This window comes from Nakamurella multipartita DSM 44233 (assembly GCF_000024365.1).
Lineage (GTDB): Bacteria > Actinomycetota > Actinomycetes > Mycobacteriales > Nakamurellaceae > Nakamurella > Nakamurella multipartita.
The window spans coordinates 949,586-972,487 of sequence record NC_013235.1 but is presented as its reverse complement, the minus strand read 5'-3'; the positions used below and the strand labels follow the sequence as shown (position 1 = coordinate 972,487).

General features: G+C 70.9%; 22 protein-coding genes. 19 read left to right on the top strand and 3 right to left on the bottom strand.

Annotated elements, in window-relative coordinates:
- The first annotated feature begins 61 nt into the window (after positions 1 to 61).
- The 13 genes from NAMU_RS04395 (at position 62) to NAMU_RS04340 (ending at position 13,866) form a co-directional block, all read left to right on the top strand.
- Positions 62 to 901 (top strand): enoyl-CoA hydratase-related protein, encoded by an 840-nt coding sequence (locus NAMU_RS04395; RefSeq protein ID WP_015746205.1) that lies wholly within the window; start codon positions 62 to 64, stop codon positions 899 to 901.
- Between the two features lie 41 nt (positions 902 to 942).
- The gene (locus tag NAMU_RS04390; RefSeq protein WP_015746204.1) at positions 943 to 2,097 is read left to right on the top strand and encodes an acyl-CoA dehydrogenase family protein; all 1,155 of its coding nucleotides are present in this window, start codon (positions 943 to 945) and stop codon (positions 2,095 to 2,097) included.
- A gap of 232 nt (positions 2,098 to 2,329) precedes the next feature.
- On the top strand, positions 2,330 to 3,085 hold the full coding sequence (locus tag NAMU_RS04385) for an SDR family NAD(P)-dependent oxidoreductase (protein ID WP_015746203.1): 756 nt from the start codon (positions 2,330 to 2,332) through the stop codon (positions 3,083 to 3,085).
- A 17-nt stretch (positions 3,086 to 3,102) separates the two neighbouring features.
- Positions 3,103 to 4,734, top strand: a complete 1,632-nt coding sequence (locus NAMU_RS04380; protein ID WP_015746202.1) for a cyclohexanecarboxylate-CoA ligase — start codon at positions 3,103 to 3,105, stop codon at positions 4,732 to 4,734.
- Positions 4,735 to 4,777: 43 nt separating this feature from the next.
- Positions 4,778 to 5,992 (top strand): 3-oxoadipyl-CoA thiolase, encoded by a 1,215-nt coding sequence (pcaF, locus tag NAMU_RS04375; protein ID WP_015746201.1) that lies wholly within the window; start codon positions 4,778 to 4,780, stop codon positions 5,990 to 5,992.
- A 156-nt stretch (positions 5,993 to 6,148) separates the two neighbouring features.
- The gene (locus NAMU_RS04370) at positions 6,149 to 7,408 is read left to right on the top strand and encodes an acyl-CoA dehydrogenase family protein (protein WP_015746200.1); all 1,260 of its coding nucleotides are present in this window, start codon (positions 6,149 to 6,151) and stop codon (positions 7,406 to 7,408) included.
- Positions 7,409 to 7,413: 5 nt separating this feature from the next.
- A complete protein-coding gene (locus tag NAMU_RS04365) occupies positions 7,414 to 8,217 on the top strand; it encodes an enoyl-CoA hydratase/isomerase family protein (protein WP_015746199.1) in 804 nt (267 codons plus the stop codon).
- A gap of 5 nt (positions 8,218 to 8,222) precedes the next feature.
- On the top strand, positions 8,223 to 9,140 hold the full coding sequence (locus NAMU_RS04360) for a 3-hydroxyacyl-CoA dehydrogenase family protein (protein WP_015746198.1): 918 nt from the start codon (positions 8,223 to 8,225) through the stop codon (positions 9,138 to 9,140).
- On the top strand, positions 9,137 to 10,366 hold the full coding sequence (locus NAMU_RS04355) for an acyl-CoA dehydrogenase family protein (RefSeq protein ID WP_015746197.1): 1,230 nt from the start codon (positions 9,137 to 9,139) through the stop codon (positions 10,364 to 10,366). The genes NAMU_RS04360 and NAMU_RS04355 overlap by 4 nt, the downstream gene beginning before the upstream one ends.
- Positions 10,367 to 10,372: 6 nt before the next feature.
- Positions 10,373 to 11,332, top strand: coding sequence for an NADPH:quinone oxidoreductase family protein (locus NAMU_RS04350; RefSeq protein ID WP_015746196.1), 960 nt, complete (start codon positions 10,373 to 10,375; stop codon positions 11,330 to 11,332).
- Between the two features lie 118 nt (positions 11,333 to 11,450).
- Entirely contained in the window at positions 11,451 to 11,579 is a 129-nt protein-coding gene (locus NAMU_RS31360; RefSeq protein ID WP_281023796.1) for a hypothetical protein, read from the top strand.
- Positions 11,580 to 11,744: 165 nt separating this feature from the next.
- Entirely contained in the window at positions 11,745 to 12,659 is a 915-nt protein-coding gene (locus NAMU_RS04345; RefSeq protein ID WP_138179947.1) for a hypothetical protein, read from the top strand.
- 22 nt (positions 12,660 to 12,681) lie between these two features.
- Entirely contained in the window at positions 12,682 to 13,866 is a 1,185-nt protein-coding gene (locus NAMU_RS04340) for an MFS transporter (RefSeq protein ID WP_052307814.1), read from the top strand.
- A gap of 25 nt (positions 13,867 to 13,891) precedes the next feature.
- Here NAMU_RS04340 and ispD read toward each other — a convergent pair whose 3' ends face one another.
- Together ispD and NAMU_RS04330 are read right to left on the bottom strand one after the other, a co-directional pair.
- Positions 13,892 to 15,037, bottom strand: a complete 1,146-nt coding sequence (gene ispD / locus NAMU_RS04335; protein ID WP_015746193.1) for a 2-C-methyl-D-erythritol 4-phosphate cytidylyltransferase — start codon at positions 15,035 to 15,037, stop codon at positions 13,892 to 13,894.
- 55 nt (positions 15,038 to 15,092) lie between these two features.
- Positions 15,093 to 15,575, bottom strand: coding sequence for a CarD family transcriptional regulator (locus tag NAMU_RS04330; protein ID WP_015746192.1), 483 nt, complete (start codon positions 15,573 to 15,575; stop codon positions 15,093 to 15,095).
- Positions 15,576 to 16,005: 430 nt separating this feature from the next.
- Between NAMU_RS04330 and NAMU_RS04325 the strand changes: the two genes are divergently transcribed.
- The 3 genes from NAMU_RS04325 (at position 16,006) to disA (ending at position 19,324) form a co-directional block, all read left to right on the top strand.
- Entirely contained in the window at positions 16,006 to 16,608 is a 603-nt protein-coding gene (locus NAMU_RS04325; RefSeq protein WP_015746191.1) for a hypothetical protein, read from the top strand.
- A 91-nt stretch (positions 16,609 to 16,699) separates the two neighbouring features.
- Positions 16,700 to 18,127: a DNA repair protein RadA gene (gene radA, locus NAMU_RS04320; RefSeq protein ID WP_015746190.1), complete on the top strand. Its 1,428-nt coding sequence runs from the start codon at positions 16,700 to 16,702 to the stop codon at positions 18,125 to 18,127.
- Between the two features lie 108 nt (positions 18,128 to 18,235).
- Entirely contained in the window at positions 18,236 to 19,324 is a 1,089-nt protein-coding gene (gene disA, locus NAMU_RS04315) for a DNA integrity scanning diadenylate cyclase DisA (RefSeq protein ID WP_015746189.1), read from the top strand.
- A 32-nt stretch (positions 19,325 to 19,356) separates the two neighbouring features.
- Here disA and NAMU_RS04310 read toward each other — a convergent pair whose 3' ends face one another.
- Positions 19,357 to 20,139, bottom strand: coding sequence for a hypothetical protein (locus tag NAMU_RS04310; protein WP_138179945.1), 783 nt, complete (start codon positions 20,137 to 20,139; stop codon positions 19,357 to 19,359).
- A 125-nt stretch (positions 20,140 to 20,264) separates the two neighbouring features.
- Between NAMU_RS04310 and NAMU_RS04305 the strand changes: the two genes are divergently transcribed.
- From NAMU_RS04305 to NAMU_RS04295, 3 genes are read left to right on the top strand one after another with little or no spacing between them, the layout of a single operon-like run.
- Positions 20,265 to 20,810, top strand: a complete 546-nt coding sequence (locus NAMU_RS04305; protein WP_015746187.1) for a beta-class carbonic anhydrase — start codon at positions 20,265 to 20,267, stop codon at positions 20,808 to 20,810.
- Between the two features lie 40 nt (positions 20,811 to 20,850).
- Positions 20,851 to 21,708 (top strand): HhH-GPD family protein, encoded by an 858-nt coding sequence (locus NAMU_RS04300; RefSeq protein ID WP_015746186.1) that lies wholly within the window; start codon positions 20,851 to 20,853, stop codon positions 21,706 to 21,708.
- Between the two features lie 34 nt (positions 21,709 to 21,742).
- Positions 21,743 to 22,804, top strand: a complete 1,062-nt coding sequence (locus NAMU_RS04295) for an IS30 family transposase (protein WP_083785683.1) — start codon at positions 21,743 to 21,745, stop codon at positions 22,802 to 22,804.
- Positions 22,805 to 22,902 lie beyond the last annotated feature (98 nt).

Sequence of the window (22,902 nt, the reverse complement as noted above, 5' to 3'; positions counted from 1 at the left end):
GAACCGTCATTCATTTAATTGGTTCTCACCAGGCCCGATGCCACTCGACGAGGAGACGCACATGAGCCAGACGATCACCGACGCCGGCCCCGCGGCCCGACCCGCACCGGCCCTGCAGGACATCCGGTATGAGGTCGAGGGACCGACCGCGATCATCACCATCAACCGCCCGCACCGCTACAACGCGTTCCGCGGGATCACCGTCGAGGAACTGATCAAGGCATTCCGGCTGGCCTGGGCCGACCGGTCCGTGCAGGCCGTCATCCTCACCGGCGCCGGCGAGAAGGCGTTCTGCACCGGTGGGGATGTCAAGCAGCGGGCCGAAACCGGCGACTACGGCCCCACCGAGTCCGGCATGTTCGAGATCGGCAACCTGCACAAGCTGATTCGCGACATCCCCAAGCCGGTGATCGCCGCGGTCAACGGTGTGGCCGTCGGCGGCGGGCACGTCCTGCACGTGCTGTGCGATCTGTCGATCGCGTCCGAGACCGCGCGCTTCGGCCAGGCCGGCCCCAAGGTCGGTTCCTTCGACGCCGGTTTCGGCTCGGCCTACCTGGCCCGGGTCGTCGGCGAGAAGCGGGCCCGCGAGATCTGGTACCTGTGCCGGATGTACGACGCGGCCACCGCCGAGCGCTGGGGGCTGGTCAACGCGGTCGTGCCGGCTGACCAGCTGCTGGCCGAGGCCACGAAATGGGCCGCCGAGATCGCCGAGAAGAGCCCCACCGCACTGCGTTTCCTCAAGCAGTCGTTCAACGCCGACACCGATCACCAGGCCGGCCTGTCCAACCTGGCCATGTCCGCCCTCGACCTGTTCACCGCGTCCCCCGAGGGCCTGGAGGGCGCGGCCGCGTTCGCACAGAGGCGCCCGGCCGACTTCGTCCAGCAAGTCGCCTGGCACTGACCGGCCAGCGACCCCACTCAGCGCCGAGAGACGAGAGACCAATGGAGTTTTCGCTCATCCCCCAGCAGCAGGCGCAGGTCGACGCGGCCCGGGCCTACGCCCGGGACCTCGCCGCGGACTACCAGAACCGGGAACGGACCGGGTTGATCGAGAAGGAGGTCTTCCTGGAGATGGGCCGCCGGGGATTCATCGGCGCCGAGATCGCCCCGGAGCTGGGTGGTCGTGGGGAGAGCCGGTTGACCTCCGGGCTGCTGCTCGAGCAGATCGCCACCGGCGACTTCAATATCGGCTACCTGCAGGTCGTCGGCTCACTGGTCGGGCAGATCCTGGCCGGCAACGCCCGGCCCGAGGTGGCCCAGGAGTGGGTTCCCCAGATCACCGGCGGCACCGGCGTCGTCGGCATCGGCCTGTCCGAGCCGACCGGCGGGTCGGACGCCGGCAACCCGCAGATGCGGGCCGAGCGGGACGGCTCTGGCGACGGGGCCGACTGGCTGATCACCGGGGCCAAGTCGATGTCGCTGATGGAGTACTGCACCGGCGCGGTCGTGTTCGCCCGCACCGGCGACGAGGGCCGCGGGCGGGGCATGACAGCCTTCGTCGTCGACCTCACCGGGCCCGGCCTCACCCGCGAGCCGTACTCGGACATGGGCACCAAGCCCGTGCGGCGCGGCGCGATCCACTTCGACCGGGTCCGGGTGCCGGCGCGCAACGTGCTCGGCGAGGTCGGCCAGGGCTTCACCTCGGTCATGCAGGGCTTCGACTTCAGCCGGGCCCTGATCGGCCTGCAGTGCGTGGGCGCCGCCCAGCAGACCGTCGACGAAACCTGGGCCTACGTGTCGCAGCGGCAGGCGTTCGACCGGCCGATCAGCACGTTCCAGGGCGTCTCGTTCCCTCTGGCCGAGTCCGAGACCCTGCTGGCTGCGGCGAGAATGTTGTGCTACCAAACCCTCTGGCTCAAGGACGCCGGCCTGCCGCACACCGCCGAGGCGGCCATGTGCAAGTGGTGGGCCCCCAAGACCGCCTACGACGTGATCAACAGCTGCCTGCTGCTGCACGGCCAGTACGGCTACCGCACCGAGAAGCCGATCGAGCAGCGCCTGCGCGACGTGCTCGGCCTGCAGATCGGCGACGGCACCGCGCAGATCATGAAGTTGATCATCGCCCGGCAACGCCTGGGCCGCGCCCTCGCCCCCTGAACCCCTCCTCTCCCCTCCCCGCGCACCCTCCCCCTCCCCTCTCCCCTCCCCCCTCCCCCCTCCCCGCGCCTCCCCTCCCCCGCGCCTCCCCTCCCCGCGCCTCCCCTCCCCGCGCCTCCCTGCCTTGCTGTTGATCATGGGAAGAAGCCCGTTATCGGAGCCTCAGAACGGCACTCTTCCCATGATCAACAGCACTTGGGGCGGACGGACACATCAGACCAAGGAGTCATTCATGGGCAAGCTGGACCACAAGATCGCCATCGTCACCGGGGCGGGGCGCGGCATCGGCCGCGGCATCGCCGAGAAGCTCGCGGCCGAAGGCGCCGTCGTGGTCGTCACCGACGTCGACGAGCAGTCCGCCGTGCACACGGCCAAGGAGTTGGGCGGTGGTTCGGACCGGCACGTCGGGCTGCGAGTGGACGTCACCGATCGCGCCTGCGTCACCGCCATGGTCACCGCCGTCACCGAGCGGTTCGGCCGGATCGACGTGCTGGTCAACAACGCGGGCTGGGACAAGGTCGGGCCGTTCGTCGACAGCGACGAGGCCGACTGGGACCGGGTCATCAAGATCAACCTGTACGGCGTGCTGAACACCACCAAGGCCGTGCTGCCGATCATGGTCGGGCAGGGCCACGGTCATGTGGTCAACCTGGGTTCGGATGCCGGCCGGGTCGGTTCGTCCGGCGAGGCCGTGTACTCGGCCGCCAAGGGTGGCGTCATCGCCTTCACCAAGGCCGTGGCCCGCGAGATGGCCCGCCACCAGGTCACGGTCAACTGCGTGTGCCCCGGCCCGACCGACACCCCGCTGTTCGCCTCGATCGGCGGCGACAACCCCAAGCTGCGGGACGCACTGACCAAGGCCATCCCGCTGCGCCGGCTGGCCGACCCGAGCGACCTGGCCAACGCCGTCGCGTTCTTCGCCTCCGAGGAGGCCTCCTACATCACCGGTCAGACCGTCAGCGTCAGCGGCGGCCTCACGATGAGCTGAGACCGGACCCCACGACTATGACCCTCGAGACGATCCTCACCGACGAGATCATCGCCGAGTACACCGCGGCGGGTTACTGGCAGAACAAGATCATCACCGACTTCCTCGACGAGGCCGTCACCCGGACGCCGGACAAGGTCGCCGCGATCGACCCACGCCGCCAGGTCACCTACGCCGAGCTGGCCGCCGAGGTCGACCGGGCCGCGCTGGGCCTCCTGGAGCTGGGCGTCGAACCCGGTGACGTCATCTCCTTCCAGCTGCCCAACTGGATCGAGTTCCTGGTGGTGCACTTCGCCGCCACCCGGATCGGCGCGGTGTCCAACCCGCTCATCCCGATCTACCGGGACCGCGAGGTCGGCTTCATGGTCGCCCTGGCCGAGTCGAAGCTGCTGGTCGTCCCGGCCGAATTTCGCGGCTACGACTACGCTGCGATGGCGAACCGGCTGCGACCGGAATGGCCGGCCCTGCAGCAGGTCCTGGTACTCGGCGGCGAGCCGGGCACGGCCGGGTCGTGGGCGGACTTCGCGGCCACCCCCTGGGAGCAGCAGCGGGACCCGGCCGGCCTGGCGGCCCTGCGCCCGGACCCGAACGACGTCACGCTGCTGATGTTCACCTGCGGCACCACCGGCGAGCCCAAGGGCGTCATGCACACCCACAACACGCTGGTCGCGGCGAACGCCCCGCTGCCGGCCCGGCTCGGGGTGGGCGCGGGCAGCGTCATCCACATGGCCTCCACCTTCTCGCACCTGACCGGCCTGCTCTACGGCGCGCGCCTGGCCACCCAGCTCGGCGCCACCGGTGTCTACCAGGACGTCTGGGACAACACGCGCTTCGTCGACCTGGTCCAGGAGCACGGGATCACCTTCACCGCGGCGGCCACGCCGTTCCTGCACGACACCCTGGGCGCCCCCAACCTGGACGCCCGCGACCTGTCCAGCCTGACCCGGTTCTGCTGCATGGGCGCACCGGTCCCGCCGGCGATCGTCCGGACCGCGCAGGCGCGCCTGCCGGGTCTGACCGTGCTCGGTGGTTGGGGGCAGACCGAGAACGCCCTGGTCACCCTGGGCATCCCGGGCGACCCGCCGGACGTGATCGCCGAACGGGACGGATTCCCGTTCCCCGGCATGCGCCTGCGCATCGTGGATCCGGACGGGCAGGAGCTGCCGCCCGGGGCGGCCGGCCGGGTTCAGGTGCGCGGACCATTCCTGTTCGTCGGGTACGCCCACCGGTTGTCGATGACCCGTGACCTGTTCACCGACGGCTGGTTCGACACGGGCGACCTGGGCTACCTCGATCCCGACGGCTACCTCAAGCTCTCCGGGCGGACCAAGGACGTGATCATCCGCGGCGGCGAGAACATCCCGGTCGCCTACGTGGAGAACGCCCTGTACGAGAACCCGAAGATCGCCACCGTCGCGGTCGTCGGCATCCCCGATCCGCGGCTGCAGGAACGCGCCTGCGCCTGCGTCGTGTTGCGGCCAGGCGTCGAGGGGTTCACCTTCGAGGAGATGAAGGCATTCCTGGGTTCGAAGGGCGTCGCCAAGCAGTACTGGCCCGAGCGGCTGGAGGTGCTGGCCGCCCTCCCCTCGACCGCCAGCGGCAAGATCCAGAAGTACAAGCTGCGCGAACAGGTCGGAGGCTCGTCGTGATCTGGGTGGGCGGGCGCGTCAGGCGCTCCGGAAGGGCGGCAAGATGAGCATCGCCTACTTGGTCGACGGGGTCCGCACCCCGTTCGGTCGATACGGGGGTGGCCTGTCGACCGTCCGCCCCGACGACCTGGCCGCGCACGTGCTGCGCGGGCTGACCGTTCGGTTGCCGTCGGTCGACTGGGACGCCCTGGACGACGTGGTGCTGGGTTGCGCGAACCAGGCCGGCGAGGACAACCGGAACGTGGCCCGGATGGCGGCGCTGCTGGCCGATCTGCCGGTCAGCGCGCCCGGTACGACGGTCAACCGGCTCTGCGGGTCCAGCCTGGACGCGATCGCCATCGCGTCCCGGGCGATCCGCTCGGGCGATGCCGACCTGGTGCTGGCCGGCGGCGTGGAGAGCATGAGCCGGGCGCCGTTCGTCCTGCCCAAGGCGACGTCGGCGTTCTCCCGCTCGGCCGAGATTCATGACACCACCATCGGCTGGCGCTTCGTCAACCCGGCGATGCGCGAGCGATACGGCACCGACTCGATGCCGGAGACCGCGGACAACGTGGCCGCCGACTTCGGCATCAGCCGGGAGGATCAGGACGCGTTCGCCCTGCGCTCGCAGGATCGGGCGGCCACGGCCATCGGCTCCGGCCGGCTGGCCCGGGAGATCCTGCCGGTGACGATCCCGCCCGCTCGATCCGCGCGGGGCCGGAGCGAGCCGGTCGTCGTCGACACCGACGAGCACCCGCGGGCGACCTCCCTGGCGGCCCTGGCCAAGCTCACGCCGATCAATCCGGGTGGCACCGTCACCGCCGGCACCGCCTCCGGCGTGAACGACGGCGCCGCCGCCGTTTTGATCGCGTCGGAGTCGGCCGTCCGCCGGTACGGGCTGACCCCGCTGGCCCGGGTGAGCTCGGCCGCGGCGGCCGGGGTGCCGCCCCGGATCATGGGCATCGGGCCGGTCCCGGCCACCCGGAAGGTGTTGTGCCGCAACGGTCTGACCGTCGCCGACCTCGACCTGATCGAGCTCAACGAGGCGTTCGCCGCGCAGGCCCTCGGTGTGCTGCGGCAATTGGGGATCCCGGATGACGCCGAGTACGTCAACCCGAACGGCGGGGCCATTGCCCTGGGCCATCCGCTGGGCGCCAGCGGCGCCCGGATCGCCCTGTCCGCGGCGATCGAGCTGCACGACCGCGGCGCCCGCCGGGCCCTGGCCACCATGTGCATCGGCGTCGGCCAGGGCATCTCCGTCCTGCTGGAGGCCCCCTGACCCCACCCCCCGCCACCCCGCGCGGATCAACTACCCCGGCGCGGCGCAACTCGTCTACTTCCGTCCCACCCGTCACATCGCGTGCGAGTTGATCCGCGCAGACCCGCCGAAGCCGTCCGCACCGCACCCGAGAACCAACCACCTGGAGCTGACCACATGACCACCACCGAGGCCGTCAGCTCGGAGAACGGCTCTGCTCGCCCCCGCCCGACCGGGATCTACGACGGAGCCGTCACCGAGCCGCAGACCCCGATCACCGACCGGGCCCGCGACTACCTGAACCTGGACTCGCTATTCACCGCCGAGGAGCTCGCGCAGCGGGACAAGGTCCGGGCGTTCGTCGACGCGCGGATCCGCCCGAACATCGCCCAGTGGTACGAAGACGCGCACTTCCCGGTGGAGATCGCCCGGGAATTCGGCGATCTCGGGCTGCTCGGGATGCATCTGAAGGGTTACGGCTGTCCCGGCCGCAGCTCCGTCGAGTACGGCTTGACCGCCCTGGAACTGGAGGCCGGCGATTCCGGCCTGCGCACCTTCGTCTCGGTGCAAGGGTCCCTGGCCATGAGCGCCATCCACAAGCACGGCTCGGAGGAGCAGAAGCAGCAATGGCTGCCGGGCATGGCCACCGGCGAGCTCATCGGCTGCTTCGGGCTGACGGAGCCGACCGCCGGTTCGGACCCGGCCGGCATGGTGACCCACGCCGTCCGGGACGGGTCCGATTGGGTACTCAACGGCGCCAAGCGGTGGATCGGCCTGGCCTCGGTCGCGCAGGTCGCGATCATCTGGGCCACGACCGAAGACGGGGTGCGGGGGTTCGTGGTGCCGACCGACACCCCCGGATTCACCGCAACCCCCATCGAACCCAAGCTGTCCATGCGTGCGTCGATCCAGTGCGACATCACCCTGACCGACGTACGGCTGCCGGCGGACGCGATGCTGCCCAACGTCGTCGGGCTCAAGGGCCCGTTCGCCTGCCTGAACGAGGCCCGCTACGGCATCATCTGGGGCGCGATGGGTGCCGCCCGCGACTCCTACGAAACCGCGCTGCGGTACATGTTGGATCGCAAGCAGTTCGACACACCCTTGGCCGGCTTCCAGCTCAGTCAGCGCAGGTTGACCGACATGGTGCTGGAGATCCAGAAAGGCATCCTGGTCGCCCTGCAGACCGGCCGCCTGAAGGACGCGGGAACCCTTCATCCGCAGCAGATCTCGTTCGGCAAGCTGAACAACGTGCGCGAGGCCATCGCGATCTGCCGGGAGGCGCGGGCGATGCTCGGCGGCAACGGCATCACGCTGGACTACTCGCCGCTGCGGCACGCCAACAACCTGGAATCCGTCCGCACCTATGAGGGCACCGACGAGGTGCACACCCTGATCATGGGGCAGGCCATCACCGGCCTGCCCGCGTACCGGTGAGCGCCATGACGACCGTGCCAGCACCGGCCCGGGTCGACTACCAGACCCTGTTCACCGAGGTCTCCGACGGCATCGCCGTGCTCACCATCAACCGGCCGGAGGTCCGCAACGCGGTCAGCCGGCAGATGCAACTGGACCTGCGGGCCGCCCTGGACGCGCTGCGCACCGACGACGACGTGCAGGTGCTGATCGTTACCGGCGCCGGCGAGAAGGCGTTCGTGGCCGGCGCCGACATTTCCCAGGTCCGCGGCTACACCCTGCACACGGCGCTGGCCTCCGATCTGCAGCGCCTGTACGACGACGTCGAGGCGTTCGAGAAGCCGACGATCGCCGCCGTCAACGGGTTCGCGCTGGGCGGTGGCTGCGAGCTGGCCATGGCCTGCGACATCCGGATCGCCGCTGACACCGCGCGTTTCGGCCTGCCCGAGACGAACCTGTCGGTGCTGCCGGCGGCCGGCGGCACCCAGCGGCTGGCCCGCCTGGTCGGCACCGGCCGGGCCATCGAAATGATCCTCACCGGGCGGCTGATCACCGCGGACGAGGCGCAGCGGATCGGGCTGGTCACCTCCGTCGTCCCCGGCGCGGAACTGCTGGCCGCGGCCCGGGCGATCGCCGGGCAGATCACCGCCAAGGGTCCCTTGGCGATCCGGCTGGCCAAGCTGGTGATCCGCTCCGGCATGGACGCCGATCAACGCACCGGCCTGGTCGTCGAGCGGCTCGCGCAGGCGCTGCTGTACACCACCGAGGACAAGAACGAGGGCACGGACGCGTTTCTGGACAAGCGGCCACCGCAGTTCAGGGGCCGGTGACCGGCATGTCCGTCAACCACGTGCTCGTGGTCGGGGCCGGCGCGATGGGCTCGCAGATCGGTATGGTCTGTGCCCTCGCCGGTCTCACGGCCACCATCACCGACATCGCCGAGCCGTCCCTGGCCCGGACCCACGCCGATCTGCGGTCCCGGCTGGCCCGGGATGTGGACAAGGGGCGCCGGACGGCGTCCGACGTCGAGACCGCCTTCGGCCGGCTGTCCTTCACCACCGATCTGACCGCGGCCGCGGCCACCGCCGACTACGTCATCGAGGCCGCGGTCGAGAAGCTCGACATCAAACGCACATTGTTCGCCGAGCTGGACAACGCCGCTCCGCCGCATGCGATCCTGGCGACGAATTCATCCAGCATCGTGTCCTCCCGGATCGCCGACGCCACCGGTCGCCCCGACCGGGTCTGCAACCTGCACTTCTTCAACCCGGCACTGGTCATGAAGTGTGTCGAGATCGTCCGCGGGCCGGACACTTCCGATGTCACGGTGGCGACCTCCGTGGCGTTGGCCGACCGGCTGGGCAAAGTGCCGGTGGTGCTGCAGCGGGAGATCCCCGGTTTCGTCGCCAACCGGATCCTGGGCGCGGTGCGGGACGAGGCGATCTTCCTGCTGGAGAACGGGGTCGCCTCGGTCACCGACATCGACACCGCCTGCCGCACCGCTCTGGGTTACCCGATGGGCCCGTTCGAGCTGATGGACCTCACCGGCATCGACATCGGCTACCTGACCAAGCAGGACCGGTTCGCCCAGAGCGGCGACCCCAGGGATCGACCCAGTCGCAGCGTCACGGCCCTGGTCGAACGCGGCGAGCTCGGACGCAAGACCGGAAAGGGTTGGTACACCTACGATCACGCCGGCACCAGGACGCCCCGACCGGCTACGGAGCTGATCACGGAAGTGAGCGAGCAATGAGCAGCAAGCTGAATCTGGCCGCCGAACTGACCAAGGACCTGACCACCGCCCGCGGCACCGATTACTACCTGCTTCACGACCTGCTCAGCGACGAGGAGCGGGAGATCCGGGACCGGGTCCGGTCGTTCGTCGACGCCGACGTGCTGCCGATCATCAACGACTACTGGGAACGGGCGGAGTTCCCGTTCGAGCTGGTGCCCAAGCTGGCCAAGCTCGGCATCGTGGGCGGCGCGATTCAGGGCTACGGCTGCCCCGGCCTGTCCCGGCTGGCCCAGGGCATGGTCACCCTCGAGCTGTCCCGCGGCGACGGCAGCGTCAACACGTTCATCGGCGTGCAGAGCGGCCTGGCCATGGGCTCGATCAACATGCTGGGCTCGCCGGAGCAGAAGCAGCGCTGGCTCCCGGGCCTGGCCACGCTCGACAAGATCGGTGCGTTCGCACTGACCGAGCCGCAGCACGGGTCAGACTCGGTCGCGCTGGAGACCTCCGCACGCCGCGACGGCGACCACTGGGTGCTCAACGGCAGCAAACGATGGATCGGCAACGGGAGCATCGGTCATGTCGTCATCGTCTGGGCGCGGGACGAGGCGGACGGCAAGGTGAAAGGCTTCGTCGTCGAAAAGGATGACCAAGGAGCGTATCCCGAGGGGTATACGGCCGAGCTGATCACCGGCAAAATCGGCAAACGGGCGATCTGGCAGCCGGACATCGTGCTGGACAACGTCCGGGTACCCGAGGCCAACCGGCTCGCCCACGCCAACGGGTTCCGGGACGTCAGCCGGGTGCTCACCGCGACCCGCGGCGGGGCGTCCTGGGAGGCGGCCGGGCACGCCGTCGCCGCCTACGAGGCCGCCCTGACCTACGCCACCCACCGGCAGCAGTTCAGCAAGCCGATCGCGGCCTACCAGCTGGTGCAGAACAAGCTGGCCACCATGCTCGCCGAGACCACCGCCATCCAGCTGATGTGCTTCCGGATGGCGCAGCTGCAGGAGCAGGGCAAGCTGACCGGTCCGATGGCGTCGATGGCCAAGATGTACACGGCCAGCACCGCCCGGTCGATCTGTGCCGAGGCCCGGGACATTCTGGGCGGCAACGGGTTGCTCCTGGACTTTCATGTCGCCCGGCACATGACCGACATGGAGGTGGTGCACACCTACGAGGGCACCGACAGCATCCAGTCGCTGATCATCGGACGGGATGTCACCGGCATCTCGGCCTTCGGCTGATCGGCCGTGCGGGCACTCCGGGCGCACGCGCTGACCGGGCCGTCGGCGCTGTCGGTGGACGAGGTTGCCGACCCGAGCGCGCCGGCGGACGGGATGGTCCGGATCGGGGTCCACGCAGCCGGGGTCGGTTTCGTCGACACGCTGGTCACCCGCGGGCTCTACCAGGTACGGCAGGAACCGCCCTTCATCCCCGGTCTGGAGGTGGCCGGCCTGGTCGAAGCGGCGCCGGCACACTCCGGACTGGCCGTCGGCGACCGGGTGTATGCGTCGTTGCCGGTCGGTGGCTGCGCCGACACCGTCTGGGCCGACGAGCATCTGGTCGCCCCCCTGCCCGATTCGCTGGGCTTCGCGGCGGGCGCCGCGCTGGTGGTCAATGACCACACCGCCCACGTGGCCCTCGTCCGCCGCGCCGGCCTGCGGCCGGGTGAGTCGATGCTGGTGCACGGCGCCGGCGGTGGGCTCGGATCGGCGGCGGTACGGATCGGTACCGCGCTGGGCGCCCGGGTCACCGCGGTCGCCAGCACCCCCGATCGGCGTGCTGCGGCGCAGGAGGCGGGAGCCGAGCAGGTCTACGGTCCGGACGACTGGCTGGACGCGGTCCGCGGTGCCGGCGGCGCCGACGTCATCGTCGATCCCGTCGGCGGTGACGTGTTCGACGCCTCCCTGCGGGCGCTCGCACCGGAGGGCCGGCTGCTGACCCTCGGGTACGTGTCCGGGCGGATCCCGTCCGCCCCGGCGAACCGGTTGCTGCTGCGCAACAGTGACGTCCGCGGCGTCAACTGGCTGGGCCTGATCTCCGCTCACCCCGCGCTGTTCCGGTCCACCGCCGCCGCCCTCGCCGGGTTGCTGGCCGCCGGCATGCCGGGCCCGACCGTCGTCGAGTACGACTTCACCGACGGCGCAAGGGCCTTCGCCGATCTCGAGAGCCGCAGCGTGGTCGGCAAAGCTGTCCTGCGCCTGCGCTGAACGGCCCCGCCAACGAGCCCGATCCCGAGGGGTCTGCGCCATGCCCGCCGACCCGTCGCGGTACCCGGCACCGCGTCAGCATGGCTGACGTGGACCTGGTCCAGGTGTTTTCGCCCGCATGTTCACCTGGACGGACACCGGTCTCACCGAGCTGATGGACCTGCTGGCGCACCCCTCGTCGGCGCTGCTGCGCGCCGGCCGGTCACCCCACCGACCGCCCGCGCGGATGAAGTCACCGCGAATGTGACGGGTGGGACGGGAGTCGACGATCTGGTCCGCGCCGGCGTTGTTGATCCGCGCGGGCATGGCTGAGTCGCAGCGGCCCGATGACGGGGCTCCGGCGTCGGTGATCGCCGGGCCCTGCTCGGTCGTGCTGAGCACTCCGGCCGCCGGGACCCGGTACCGTCGCCCGATGCAGACTCCCCCGACCCTTGAGGCGGCCCGGTCGGTCCTGTCGGTTCGCCCGATGGGCGCGCTGACGCTGCAGCAGCGACACCTGAGTCTGGCCCTGCGTGGCGCTTTTGCCGGCCTCGACGTGGTGCAGCCGGTCGTCGCCGACCTCAGCGTCGGGCTGTTCCTGGACCTTCCGGGGCTGGACGCGGCGGTCTCGCCGACCGACCTGGCCCGGTGGGGCGTCAGCCTGCCCCAGGCGTTGAACGCCGCGGTGGCGGCCGGGTTCGGCCGGCCCGTTCCGGAGCCCGAGCGGGTCGAGTCGGTGCGCCTGTTCCGTGACGTCCGGTTCGCCGGGACCGCGTTGCTGCGACCGGAGTTGATCCGCGCCCTGCCGATCGACGGGAACCCGGTCGTGCTGATTCCCACCATCGGCGACCTGCTGGTCGGTAGCGCGGACGATCCCGCCGGGATGAGTTTCATGGTCCGGATGGCCGAGCGGATCGTGGAATCGGGGAACCTGCCGGTGTCGATCCAGCCGCTGACGTTGCGCGGCCTCGAGTGGACCCCGTTCAGCTGGCCGGCCGCCACCCAACCGTTCGCCGATGCGCTGCGGCGCCGCTGGGACACCCTGCAGTACGCCGCCCAGCAACCGCTGCTGCGCGAGCACTACGAGCGCACCCGGCAGGACTACTTCGTGCCGGAGCTGCGGCTGTTCGCCAAAGACGGGCAGTCCGTCACCCTCACCACGTTGACCCAGGGGGTACCGACCGTCCTGCCGCTGGCCGACGCGGTCAATCTGGTCCGGGACGGTGGGCAGGTGGCCCGGGTGCCGATGTCCGCACTGCTGGGGATCCCCGGCCTGATCGTGCCGGTGCCGAACACCGCGCCCGCCCGGGTGTACGCGACCCGGTTCCCGCTGGAGCTCTTCGGCTGACCGGCCGACTACTGTGCCCCGGGTGACCCGACCCGGCCGGACCCTGGTGACGATCGCCGTCCTGCTGCTGGCGATCAACCTGCGCCCGGTGGTCAACGCGCTGGGTGCGGTCGTCCCCGAGCTGCGCGACGCCACCGGGCTGCCGGCCGGCACCACCGGACTGCTGCTGTCCCTGCCGACGCTGGCCTTCGCGGTGATGGGGTTGGCCGCCCCGGCCCTGGCCGCCCGCATCGGCCCGCACCGCACGGTGGTCGTGGCGCTGACCGCGTTGCTGGTCGGTCAGCTGGTCCGGGCCGCGGTCCCGGGTGTGCCGGCTCTGTTCGCGGGGTCGCTGCTGGCCCTGGCCGGGATCGCGGTGGCCAACGTGCTGATGCCGGGCCTGGTCCGGCTGCACTTTCCCGACCGGATCCCGCTGATCACCGCCGCCTACACCACCCTGTTGACAATCGGTGGGGCCGCCGCGGCCGGGCTGACGCTGCCGGTCCAACGCGGGCTGGGCGGCGACTGGCGGCTGGGCATCGGACTGTGGGCGGCCACCGCGGCCGTCGCGTTGATCCCGTGGCTGCTGCTGATCCGCTCGCCGGCGGGGCCGACCGCGGCGGGGACCCGCCTGCCCCTGCGGATGCTGGCCCGGACCCGGGTGGCGTGGGCGCTGGCCCTGTTCTTCGCCGGTCAGTCGATGGTGGCCTACGTCGTCTTCGGGTGGCTGGCCGAGATCCTGGTCGACCAGGGAATGACCGACACCGCCGCCGCCGCCCAGGTGTCGATCGCCATCGCCGTGGGCATTCCGTTGGCGGCGCTGGTGCCGAACCTGTTGGGACGCACCCGCCATCCCGGTGCCCTGGTGGTCGCGCTGGCCTCGTGTTACCTGCTGGCCTTCGCCGGGCTGATCGTCTCGCCGACCGACCCGGTCTGGCTATGGTCGATCCTGATCGGGGTGGGCACCGGTGCGTTCCCGCTGGCCCTGACGTTGATCGCGTTACGGGCCCGGACCGGGCTGGCCACCACCTCGCTGTCGGCGTTCACCCAGTGCGCCGGATACCTGATCGCCTCCGTCGGGCCACTGGGCTTCGGGCTGTTGTTCGACCTCACCGGCGCGTGGACGGTGCCGTTGCTGGCCATGTGCGGGGTGGTCGTCGTGCAGATCGGCGCCGGGCTGCTGGCCGTGCGCCCCCGCTACGTCGAGGACGAGCTGCCCGCGACCTGACGCCCGGGTGAGGCCCCGACGGGAGTCAGGCCGGCCCGAGCAGGGCGGTCGCGGTGGCCGCGCGGCCTTCCCCGCGCCCGGTCAGGCCAAGGCCGTCGGTGGTCGTCCCGGCCACCGAGACCGGACCGCCGACGACGGCGGAAAGTGCCTGCTGGGCCTCGACCCGGCGGGGCGAGAGCTTGGGCGTGTTGGCGATCACCTGCACCGAGGCGTTGATCACCTGGTATCCGGCGGCCTTGACCCGGGCCACCACCTCGGCCAGCAAGGTGGCCCCGGAGGCGCCCGACCAGCGGGGATCGGACGTGCCGAAGACTGCACCCAGGTCGCCCAACCCGGCCGCGGACAGCAGGGCGTCGCACAGCGCGTGGGCGGCCACGTCACCGTCGGAATGTCCGGCGCAACCGTCGGCATCTTCGAAGAGCAATCCGGCCACCCAGCAGTCCCGGCCGGGCTCGATCGGGTGCACGTCGATGCCGGAACCGACTCGCAGGTCGGTGACCGGGGCCGGATCGGTCGTCATGCGCTGCGCCGTCTCCAAATCGTCCGCGGTGGTGATCTTGAAGGCTGACCGATCGCCGTCGACGGCAGTGACCCGGACGCCGATCGATTCGCACAGCGCGGCGTCGTCGGTGGCCGACTCGCCGCGACCGGCGGCCGCGGCATGCGCGCGCCGGAGCACCGCGGCGCGGAAGCCCTGCGGGGTCTGCACGATCCGCAGGCAGCTGCGGTCGACGGTGCCGGTGAGCGCGCCGCCGTCGGTGATGGTGCGGATGGTGTCGACCACCGGCAGCACCGGAACGACGGCGTCGGCACCCTCGCCGACCCGCGCGATCACCTGCTCGATGAGCGTGGCCGGCGCGAACGCGCGGGCCGCATCGTGCACGAGCACGATGCCGGCGTCGGCCGGCACGGCAGCCAGGCCGGCCGCGACCGAGGCCGTCCGGTCGGCGCCGCCGATCACCACCGAAGCCACGTCGCCGACCAACGACCGGGCCTGCTCGACCTGATCGGCGGACACCGCGACCACGACATGATCGACGCCGGCCTGGCGCAGGCGGTCCACCGCGTGCGCCACGAGTTCGCGTCCCTGCACCCGGACAAAGGCCTTGGGGATGCCGGCACCGAGCCGTTCGCCGGACCCGGCGGCAGGCACTATTGCGGCGACGGTCATCGTGCGGGATGTGAAACGACCGATGACGCCGGACGAGCCGGCGTCATCGCGTCGATCAGGAAGCCAGGACCTCGTCGAGGATGCCCTCGGCCCTGACCTCGTTCGTTCCTTCGGCCAGCGCCAACTCGGAGACCAGGATCTGCCGGGCCTTGGCCAGCATCCGCTTCTCGCCGGCGGACAGGCCGCGCTCGCGATCGCGGCGCCACAGGTCGCGCACGACCTCGGCAACCTTGTTCACGTCGCCGGACGCCAACTTCTCCAGATTCGCCTTGTACCGCCGCGACCAGTTGGTCGGCTCCTCGGTGTGCGGCGCGCGCAACACCTCGAAGACGTGATCCAGACCGGTACGATCGACGACGTCACGGACACCGACGATCTCAGCGTTGTCAGCCGGTACCTTGACCGTGAGATCGCCCTGGGCGACCTTCAGCACCAGATACAGCTTTTCGACACCCTTCACGGTCCTGGTCTCGGTGGCCTGGATGAGGGCCGCACCGTGATGCGGGTAGACAACGGTTTCGCCAACGTTGAAAACCATGAGCGTTCAAGACCCCTTTCGCTAATCCCATCCTACCACGTTCTGAACCCCGGCCTCCCCCGTTCTCGCAGGTCAGGGCCTATCCGATCACTTGACAAACAACGCGGACGCGTGCATGCGACACCCAGTCGTGAATTGTTGCGGCCCTTGACGACCCGGGTGGACCGCCGGTCCCGGATCCGTCCTGCGCCCGGCCCGGGCCCGGTCCCGGGCGCCGGAAGACCGACCCGGGCGCCCCACCCCGGTCACGACACGGCCACACAGTCCCCTCCCGGCGAGCAGAGCTCCGGACGCGGCGACTAACCTGCATGCCAAGGCCGCCGGGCGGATTCGCACGCACCTGCCCGCGCCGAGCATGATCAGCAGCATCTGTCAGTCGATCGCGCCGCACGCTCCCTCGGGAGCGGATGGACCAGAAGAGGGGACCGCCGTGACCCGCACCGCCCGGTTGCCGCGCCGAGTGCTCGCTCCCGCCGGTTTGGCGCTGTTCGCCGCGATGACGCTGGCCGTCAGCGGATGCGCGGCCGGCCAGTACTCCCAGACCGCCGATCAGGTCGCGGCCATCGACGGCGCCAATGGCACGGTCGGCGACATCGCCGTGCTCAACGCGCGTCTGGCCCCCACCGAGCGCGAGGACTACCCGGCCGGAGCCAATGCCCGGGTGCTGCTTTATATCTCCAACAACGGCCTGAACGCCGACACCCTGGAGAGCGTGACGACCAGCGCGGCGAACTCGGTCCGCATCACCGGCGACGCGACCCTGCCCCCGCAGAAGCTGTCGGACTTCGCCAGCGACTCCAGCGGCACCGAGGTGATCGTCACCGGCTTCGTCCAGGACCAGCCGTACGGGGTGTCCATCCCGATGACGTTCTCGTTCGCCAACGCCGGCACCGTCGATCTGAACGTGCCGATCCAGCTGCCCGCCGAACGGTCCACCAACCGGGAGACCGTCAACATCCTGCCGCCGCACCCGACGCCGCTGTGGGAAGAGGACGAGCTGGCCGAGGGCGACGTCCTGCCCAACGGCCACTGACCGGCTGATCGGGTCTGCTTCGACAACCCTGACGGGCCCCGATCGCGCGTGATGCCGGGCACTGTCGGACCCATGTCCTACGGTGCCGAGCATGAGATCGAACAGCCGTACCCCCGCTCGCCCCCTGCGGCCGGCCTTCCGCTGCAGTGCATGCGGTCATGAGACGGCCAAGTGGCACGGCCGGTGTCCGGAGTGCCAGGCCTGGGGTTCCCTCGACGAGGGACCGGCACCCGGCTCGAGCGTGCGGCGGCTGTCCCCGGGTCCGGTGACCCACCCCGCCCAGCGCATCCGCGAGGTCTCGGCCGAGGTCGTGCGGCCCACGGCCAGCGGGCTGGCCGAGTTCGACCGGGTGCTGGGCGGCGGCCTGACCCCCGGGGCGGTGATCCTGCTGGCCGGCGAACCCGGCGTCGGCAAGTCGACCCTGCTCCTGGCCGCGGCCAAGGCCTGGGCCGAGCGCGGGCACGGGCCGGTCCTGGTCGTCACCGGGGAGGAGTCGGCCGCCCAGGTCAAGCTGCGGGCGGAGCGGATGAACGCCTTGCACGAGGGGATCTTCCTGGCCGCCGAGGGCGATCTGGAGGCCGTGCTCGGCCAGGTCGAGCTGGTCAAGCCGCGCTTGCTCATCGTCGACTCCGTGCAGACCATTGCCGCCCCCACCGTCGACGGCACCGCCGGCGGGGTCAGCCAGGTCCGGGCGGTCGCGGCCGCGCTGACCGCCGAGGCCAAGCAGCGGAACATGGCCTGCGTGCTGGTCGGGCACGTCACCAAGGACGGCGCGATCGCCGGTCCCCGGGTGCTGGAGCACCTGGTGGACGTCGTGCTGCACTTCGAGGGCGACCGGCACTCGATCCTGCGGACGGTGCGTGGGGTGAAGAACCGCTACGGCCCGGCCGACGAGGTCGGGTGTTTTCGGATGGTCCCCGATGGCATCGCCGAGATGCCCGACCCCTCCGGCCTGTTCCTGACTCGGCGGGCCGTTCCGGTCGCCGGCACCTGCACCACCGTGGCCCTGCAGGGACGGCGCGCGATGCCGGTCGAACTGCAGACCCTGATCACCCCCAGCGGGGCCGAGAGCGGTCGGCGGACGGTGTCCGGCCTCGACCCCTCCCGGGCCGCGATGGTCGTGGCCATCCTGCAGCGCTGGTCAGGGGTGAGCCTGGCCGGCAAGGAGGTGCTCGCCTCGACCGTCGGTGGCTGGAAGATCGCCGAGCCGGCGGCCGACCTGGCCCTGGCCCTGGCCATCCATTCCTCCGCCCGGGACGCGTCCCTGCCGGCTGGGCTGGTCGCCATCGGCGAGCTGGGCCTGGCCGCCGACGTGCACCCGGTGCCCGGGGTAGCGCAACGCCTGGCCGCGGCCGCCCGGGTCGGTTTCGAGTACGCGATCGTCCCGCCGGGCTCGGCCACCGATCGGCCGCGGGGTATGCGGGTCGTCGAGGCGGCCAGCCTGGGTGAGGCGCTCAACTTCGCCGCCGGCGACGGGGTGGTCCGGTGGATGCACCGGGGCGCCAAGGGGGTCGGCTGAGCAGGCCGGGGACGGCCCCCGGAGGGCGTCCATCCGGGCGTCGTCAATGCCGGGTGATCCGGGCCCGACCCACCGGCCCTAAACTGACCGGGACCGAGGGAGGGGCCGGTGGAAGACCGCACGAGCGTGGCTGCGCATCGCGCCGTGCTGGCTCGGGTCGCCCCCGGGACTCCCTTGCGCGACGGGCTGGAGCGGATCCTGCGCGGACGCACCGGCGCACTGATCGTCCTGGGCTTCGATCAGGCGGTGGACGACCTGTGTGACGGCGGCTTCCGGCTGGACGTCGAGTTCTCCTCGACCCGGCTGCGCGAGCTGTGCAAGATGGACGGCGCCGTCGTGCTCACCGACGACGCCAGCAAGATCGTCCGGGCCAATGTGCACCTGACCCCCGTTCCGACCATCCCTACCGTGGAATCCGGCACCCGCCACCGCACCGCGGAACGGACCGGATTGCAGACCGGCCATCCGGTCATCGCGGTCAGCCATTCGATGTCGATCATCAACCTGTACTTCGGGGGCCGCCGGCACGTCGTCGCCGACCCGCCGACCATCATGAGCCGGGCCAACCAGGCCCTGTCCACGCTGCAGCGGTACAAGTTCCGCCTCGACGAGGTGGCCCGGACCCTGTCCGCGCTGGAGATCGAGGACTTCGCCACCCTGCGCGACGCGATGACGGTCCTGCAACGGCTGCTGATGGTCCGGCGCATCGCCGACGAACTGACCAGCAACGTCATCGAGCTCGGCACCGACGGGCGGCTGCTCGGCCTGCAGCTCGACGAGATGCTCAGCGGCACCCAGGGGCTGCAGGAACTGCTGATCCGCGACTACCTACCGGCCGAGCAGAGCCCGGACACGATCGACGAGATCATCGACGCGCTGGACGAGCTCGACGAGGTCGCACTGCTCGACCTGGGCGCGGTCGCCCGGGTGCTGGGCATCACCATCGTCGGCGACGCCCTGGATTCGGCGGTCAGCCCTCGCGGCTACCGCCTGCTGTCCGGCATTCCCCGGGTGCCCCCGGCGGTGCTGGATCGGCTCATCCAGCACTTCGGCAACCTGCAGGGCCTGCTGGCGGCCACCGCCGCCGACCTGCAGGCCGTGGACGGGGTCGGCGAGGCCCGGGCCCGGGTCGTGCGCGAGGGGCTGTCCCGGCTGGCCGAATCCTCCATCGTGGACCGCTACGGAACCGCGTTGTAGACCTCCCCCGCCGCTCCGGGCGGCCGGAGCGGTCAGGCGACGGTGAAGGCCGCCGGCGGGCTGGACAGGGCGCCCAGTTGCGCGATCAGGCTGTAGGAGCCGGGGGCCAACGGCGCCCGCTCACCGGTGCAGCCCGGAGCCGACGTCGTGCCCGACCACTTGACCGTGTACTTGAGCGACTCGCCGGGCGCCAGGTCGCGCACGTCGGTGCCCTGGCCGGGGAAGCAGTCGGCCGTCGACCACATCCGGGTGCCGTCCGCCGCGAACACGGTGAATACCTGCAGGGTGCCCGAGACGTCCCGACGACAGGCTTCGGCCCCGCTGTTGGTGACCGTCATCCCGACGATCACATTCGCCCCCGCGGCCACCTGCTCCGGGGCCTGCGCCGCGACGGCCACCGAGGCGTCGGCGCACAACAGCTTGCCGTCGGCGTCATAGGACGGCGGCGGCGGGGGCGGCGGTGCGGCCGGCGCCGTCTCCGACGGCGGCGCGGCGGCCGGATCGGTGGGCGGGGTCGCGGTGGGCGAGGCATCGGTAGGGGCGGCGTCGGTAGGGGAGGCGTCGGTGGGGCTCGGTGTGGCCGCGGCGTTCGGATCGGCCGGCGGCGCCGAGGCGGTCGCGTCGGTCGGCGCGGTCGGCGTCGGGGTGGGCGAGGGCACGGTCGAGCGGGACGGTCCGGTCGAGTTGGCCAGCACCCCGGTCAAGGTCGGTGCGGCCGAGGTGACGGCGGCCGGGGCGGGGTCGGTTCCGGCCGACGAGCGGGAGGAGCGGCCGGCCAGGTAGAGGATGACGCCGACCAACACGGCAACCGCCACCACGACCGCCAGGACTCTACGAATCCAGTACGTCGTGGGACTCGACGGTCCGACCGGGTGCATCACGCGAGCGACGGTAGTCTCGCACTAACACCATCCCGGGGAGCAACGCCGAAGGAGCTGCTGTGACGGCGATCGACGAAATGCTGCGGCGAAACAAGACTGCGGCCATGTACCATCCGTCCGGCCTGGGCCCGTCGCCCCTCAAACATCTGGCCGTCGTCATGTGTATGGACTGCCGGGTCGACGCGCACGTGGCCTTCCGGCTCAATCCCGGCGAGATCCACCTGCTGCGGAACGCGGGCGGGATCATCTCCGACGACGTCATCCGTTCGCTGGCCATCTCCCAGCACGCGCTGGGCACCCGCGAGGTGATGATCGTCCATCACACCGACTGCGGTCTGGCCAAGCTCAACGAGGACGAGTTCCGGGCCCTGCTGTCCCGGTTCGCCGGCTATCGGCCGACCTGGTCGGTGCAGGCGTTCAGCGATCCGCACGACTCGGTTCGTGAGTCGATGCGCCGCATCCAGGACTCGCCGTTCGTGTACCACACCGACGCGGTCCGCGGCTTCATCTTCGATGTCGAGACCGGCCTGCTGGAAGAGGTTCTCGCCGACGACGAGCCGACCGGCCAGGGCAAGCCGGTGGAGAGCACAGCTGACGCGGACTGATCCCGACGTCGGCGCCGGGCCGAGCCTGGACGCCGATCTGGTGCTGGAGTTCTACGACCGCCACGCCCGGGACCTCCCGTGGCGTGGCCCGTCGGCGACCCCCTGGGGGGTGCTGGTCAGCGAGGTCATGCTGCAGCAGACCCCGGTGAATCGGGTGCTGCCCGTCTGGACGCAGTGGCTGGACCGCTGGCCGCGGCCGGCCGACCTGGCCGCGGAATCGGCCGGGGAGGCGATCCGCGCGTGGGGCCGGCTGGGTTACCCGCGCCGGGCGTTGCGGCTGCACGGGGCCGCCACCGCCATCACCGCAGTTCACGGCGGGGCGGTGCCGGCCACGGTCGAGGAGCTGCTGCAGTTGCCCGGGATCGGCGAGTACACGGCCCGGGCGGTGGCCGCGTTCGCCTTCGGCGCCCGGGTGCCCGTCGTGGACACCAACGTGCGCCGGGTGCTCTCCCGGGTGGTGCGCGGCGTCGACGAGCCGCGGGCGTCGGCGACGGCCGCGGACCGGCTGGAGATGAGCGCGTACCTGCCCGAGGATCCGGCCACCGCGGCGCGGTTCTCGGTGGCCGTGATGGAGCTGGGCGCCCTGCGCTGCACCGCGGTCCGACCCGACTGCGAGCGCTGCCCGCTGCTCGGCCGCTGCCGGTGGCAGCGCGCCGGATCGGTGGCCGGCGTGGCCAAACGTCCGGTTCAGACCTGGCACGGCACCGACCGGCAGGTCCGCGGCCGGATCCTGGCCCAGCTGCGCGCCGCGTCCGGCCCGGTCACCGAGCTCGATCTGCTGGCCGCCGGCCCGCCCGACCAATCGCGGCGCTGCCTGAGCTCGCTGCTCGCTGACGGCCTGGTCGAGTCCGATCAGCCCGGCTGGTACCGCTTGCCCGGAGCACCGGCCCGGCCGTGACCGGCGCAGCCCAGCCACCCCCACGGTTTCGCTGATGGTGGGTTCCAGTATCTGTTGCAACGTCGGTGTGACAGCTGGGGAGAGTGATCTTGTGCCGGGTGCTCGGTTGACGGTGGAGGAGCGGATCGTGCTGGCCGATCTGTTGTTGGCCGGCGCGACGGCGGCGGCGATCGGTCGCCAGCTTGGTCGGCATCGGTCAACGATCTGTCGCGAGATCAAGCGCAACAGCCTTCCCTCGCCGTACGGGTATCGGCCGCATGCGGCTCATTCGCAGTCTTGCGCGCGGGCTCCTCGACCCAAGCCGCGCAAGCTCGCGCCGGGCACCGCGCTACGGGAAAGGGTGGTGTCGGATCTGCGGCGGGGGTGGTCACCGCAGCAGATCGCGGGCCGGTTGGCCCGTGAGCATCCCGATGAGCCAGGCTTACGTGTGTCCCACGAGACGATCTATCACGCGTGGTACGTCGGCGGCCGCGGCAGTCTGCGGCTGGCGCTGCAGACCGAGGCTCGTATCGAACGGAGCAGGCGAAGTACCCGCGACCGTCCGGAGTCGTTGCGAGGCAAAATCTCCGATGCCGTCCCGATTACGCAGCGCCCCGCCGAAGCCGATGACCGCAGGGTCCCTGGGCACTGGGAGGGTGACCTGGTGATCGGGGTCGGCAAATCCTCGGCGATCGCTACGGTCGTCGAACGGGCCTCCCGGTTCACCCTGATCTGCGGCCTGCCCGGCGGACGACGCACCGCAGCTGCGGTCAACGCATCGTTGACCTCGAAGATCACCGCGTTGCCCGCCGATCTGCACCGCAGCCTCACCTGGGATCGGGGCAAGGAGATGGCCCGGCACGTGGACTTCACCATCGCCACGGGCATCAAGGTGTACTTCGCCGACCCGTACAGCCCCTGGCAACGCGGAACGAACGAGAACACCAACCGGCTCATCCGCTACTACTTCCCCCGCGGCGTCGCCGACTTCCGCACGATCAGTCAGGAAGAACTCGATCACGTCGCGGACCTGCTCAACAGCCGCCCCCGCAAGGTCCTGGGGTACCGAACCCCAGCAGAAGTGCTGCAGGAGTTGACAGTTGCAACCACCACTTGACATTCCGGATCTTTCCCGCGCCGAACCCGGCATCTCCGACACGCACCCGCGGCTTTGATCAGTCACCCTGTCCCTTCCGGTGACGCCACGACGGCGTG

Coding starts and splice junctions, on each gene's coding strand:
- NAMU_RS04395 (WP_015746205.1), top strand. CDS start 62: ATGAGCCAGACGATCACCGACGCCGGCCCCGCGGCCCGACCCGCACCG.
- NAMU_RS04390 (WP_015746204.1), top strand. CDS start 943: ATGGAGTTTTCGCTCATCCCCCAGCAGCAGGCGCAGGTCGACGCGGCC.
- NAMU_RS04385 (WP_015746203.1), top strand. CDS start 2,330: ATGGGCAAGCTGGACCACAAGATCGCCATCGTCACCGGGGCGGGGCGC.
- NAMU_RS04380 (WP_015746202.1), top strand. CDS start 3,103: ATGACCCTCGAGACGATCCTCACCGACGAGATCATCGCCGAGTACACC.
- pcaF (WP_015746201.1), top strand. CDS start 4,778: ATGAGCATCGCCTACTTGGTCGACGGGGTCCGCACCCCGTTCGGTCGA.
- NAMU_RS04370 (WP_015746200.1), top strand. CDS start 6,149: ATGACCACCACCGAGGCCGTCAGCTCGGAGAACGGCTCTGCTCGCCCC.
- NAMU_RS04365 (WP_015746199.1), top strand. CDS start 7,414: ATGACGACCGTGCCAGCACCGGCCCGGGTCGACTACCAGACCCTGTTC.
- NAMU_RS04360 (WP_015746198.1), top strand. CDS start 8,223: ATGTCCGTCAACCACGTGCTCGTGGTCGGGGCCGGCGCGATGGGCTCG.
- NAMU_RS04355 (WP_015746197.1), top strand. CDS start 9,137: ATGAGCAGCAAGCTGAATCTGGCCGCCGAACTGACCAAGGACCTGACC.
- NAMU_RS31360 (WP_281023796.1), top strand. CDS start 11,451: ATGTTCACCTGGACGGACACCGGTCTCACCGAGCTGATGGACCTGCTG.
- NAMU_RS04345 (WP_138179947.1), top strand. CDS start 11,745: ATGCAGACTCCCCCGACCCTTGAGGCGGCCCGGTCGGTCCTGTCGGTT.
- ispD (WP_015746193.1), bottom strand. CDS start 15,037: ATGACCGTCGCCGCAATAGTGCCTGCCGCCGGGTCCGGCGAACGGCTC.
- NAMU_RS04330 (WP_015746192.1), bottom strand. CDS start 15,575: ATGGTTTTCAACGTTGGCGAAACCGTTGTCTACCCGCATCACGGTGCG.
- radA (WP_015746190.1), top strand. CDS start 16,700: ATGAGATCGAACAGCCGTACCCCCGCTCGCCCCCTGCGGCCGGCCTTC.
- NAMU_RS04295 (WP_083785683.1), top strand. CDS start 21,743: ATGGTGGGTTCCAGTATCTGTTGCAACGTCGGTGTGACAGCTGGGGAG.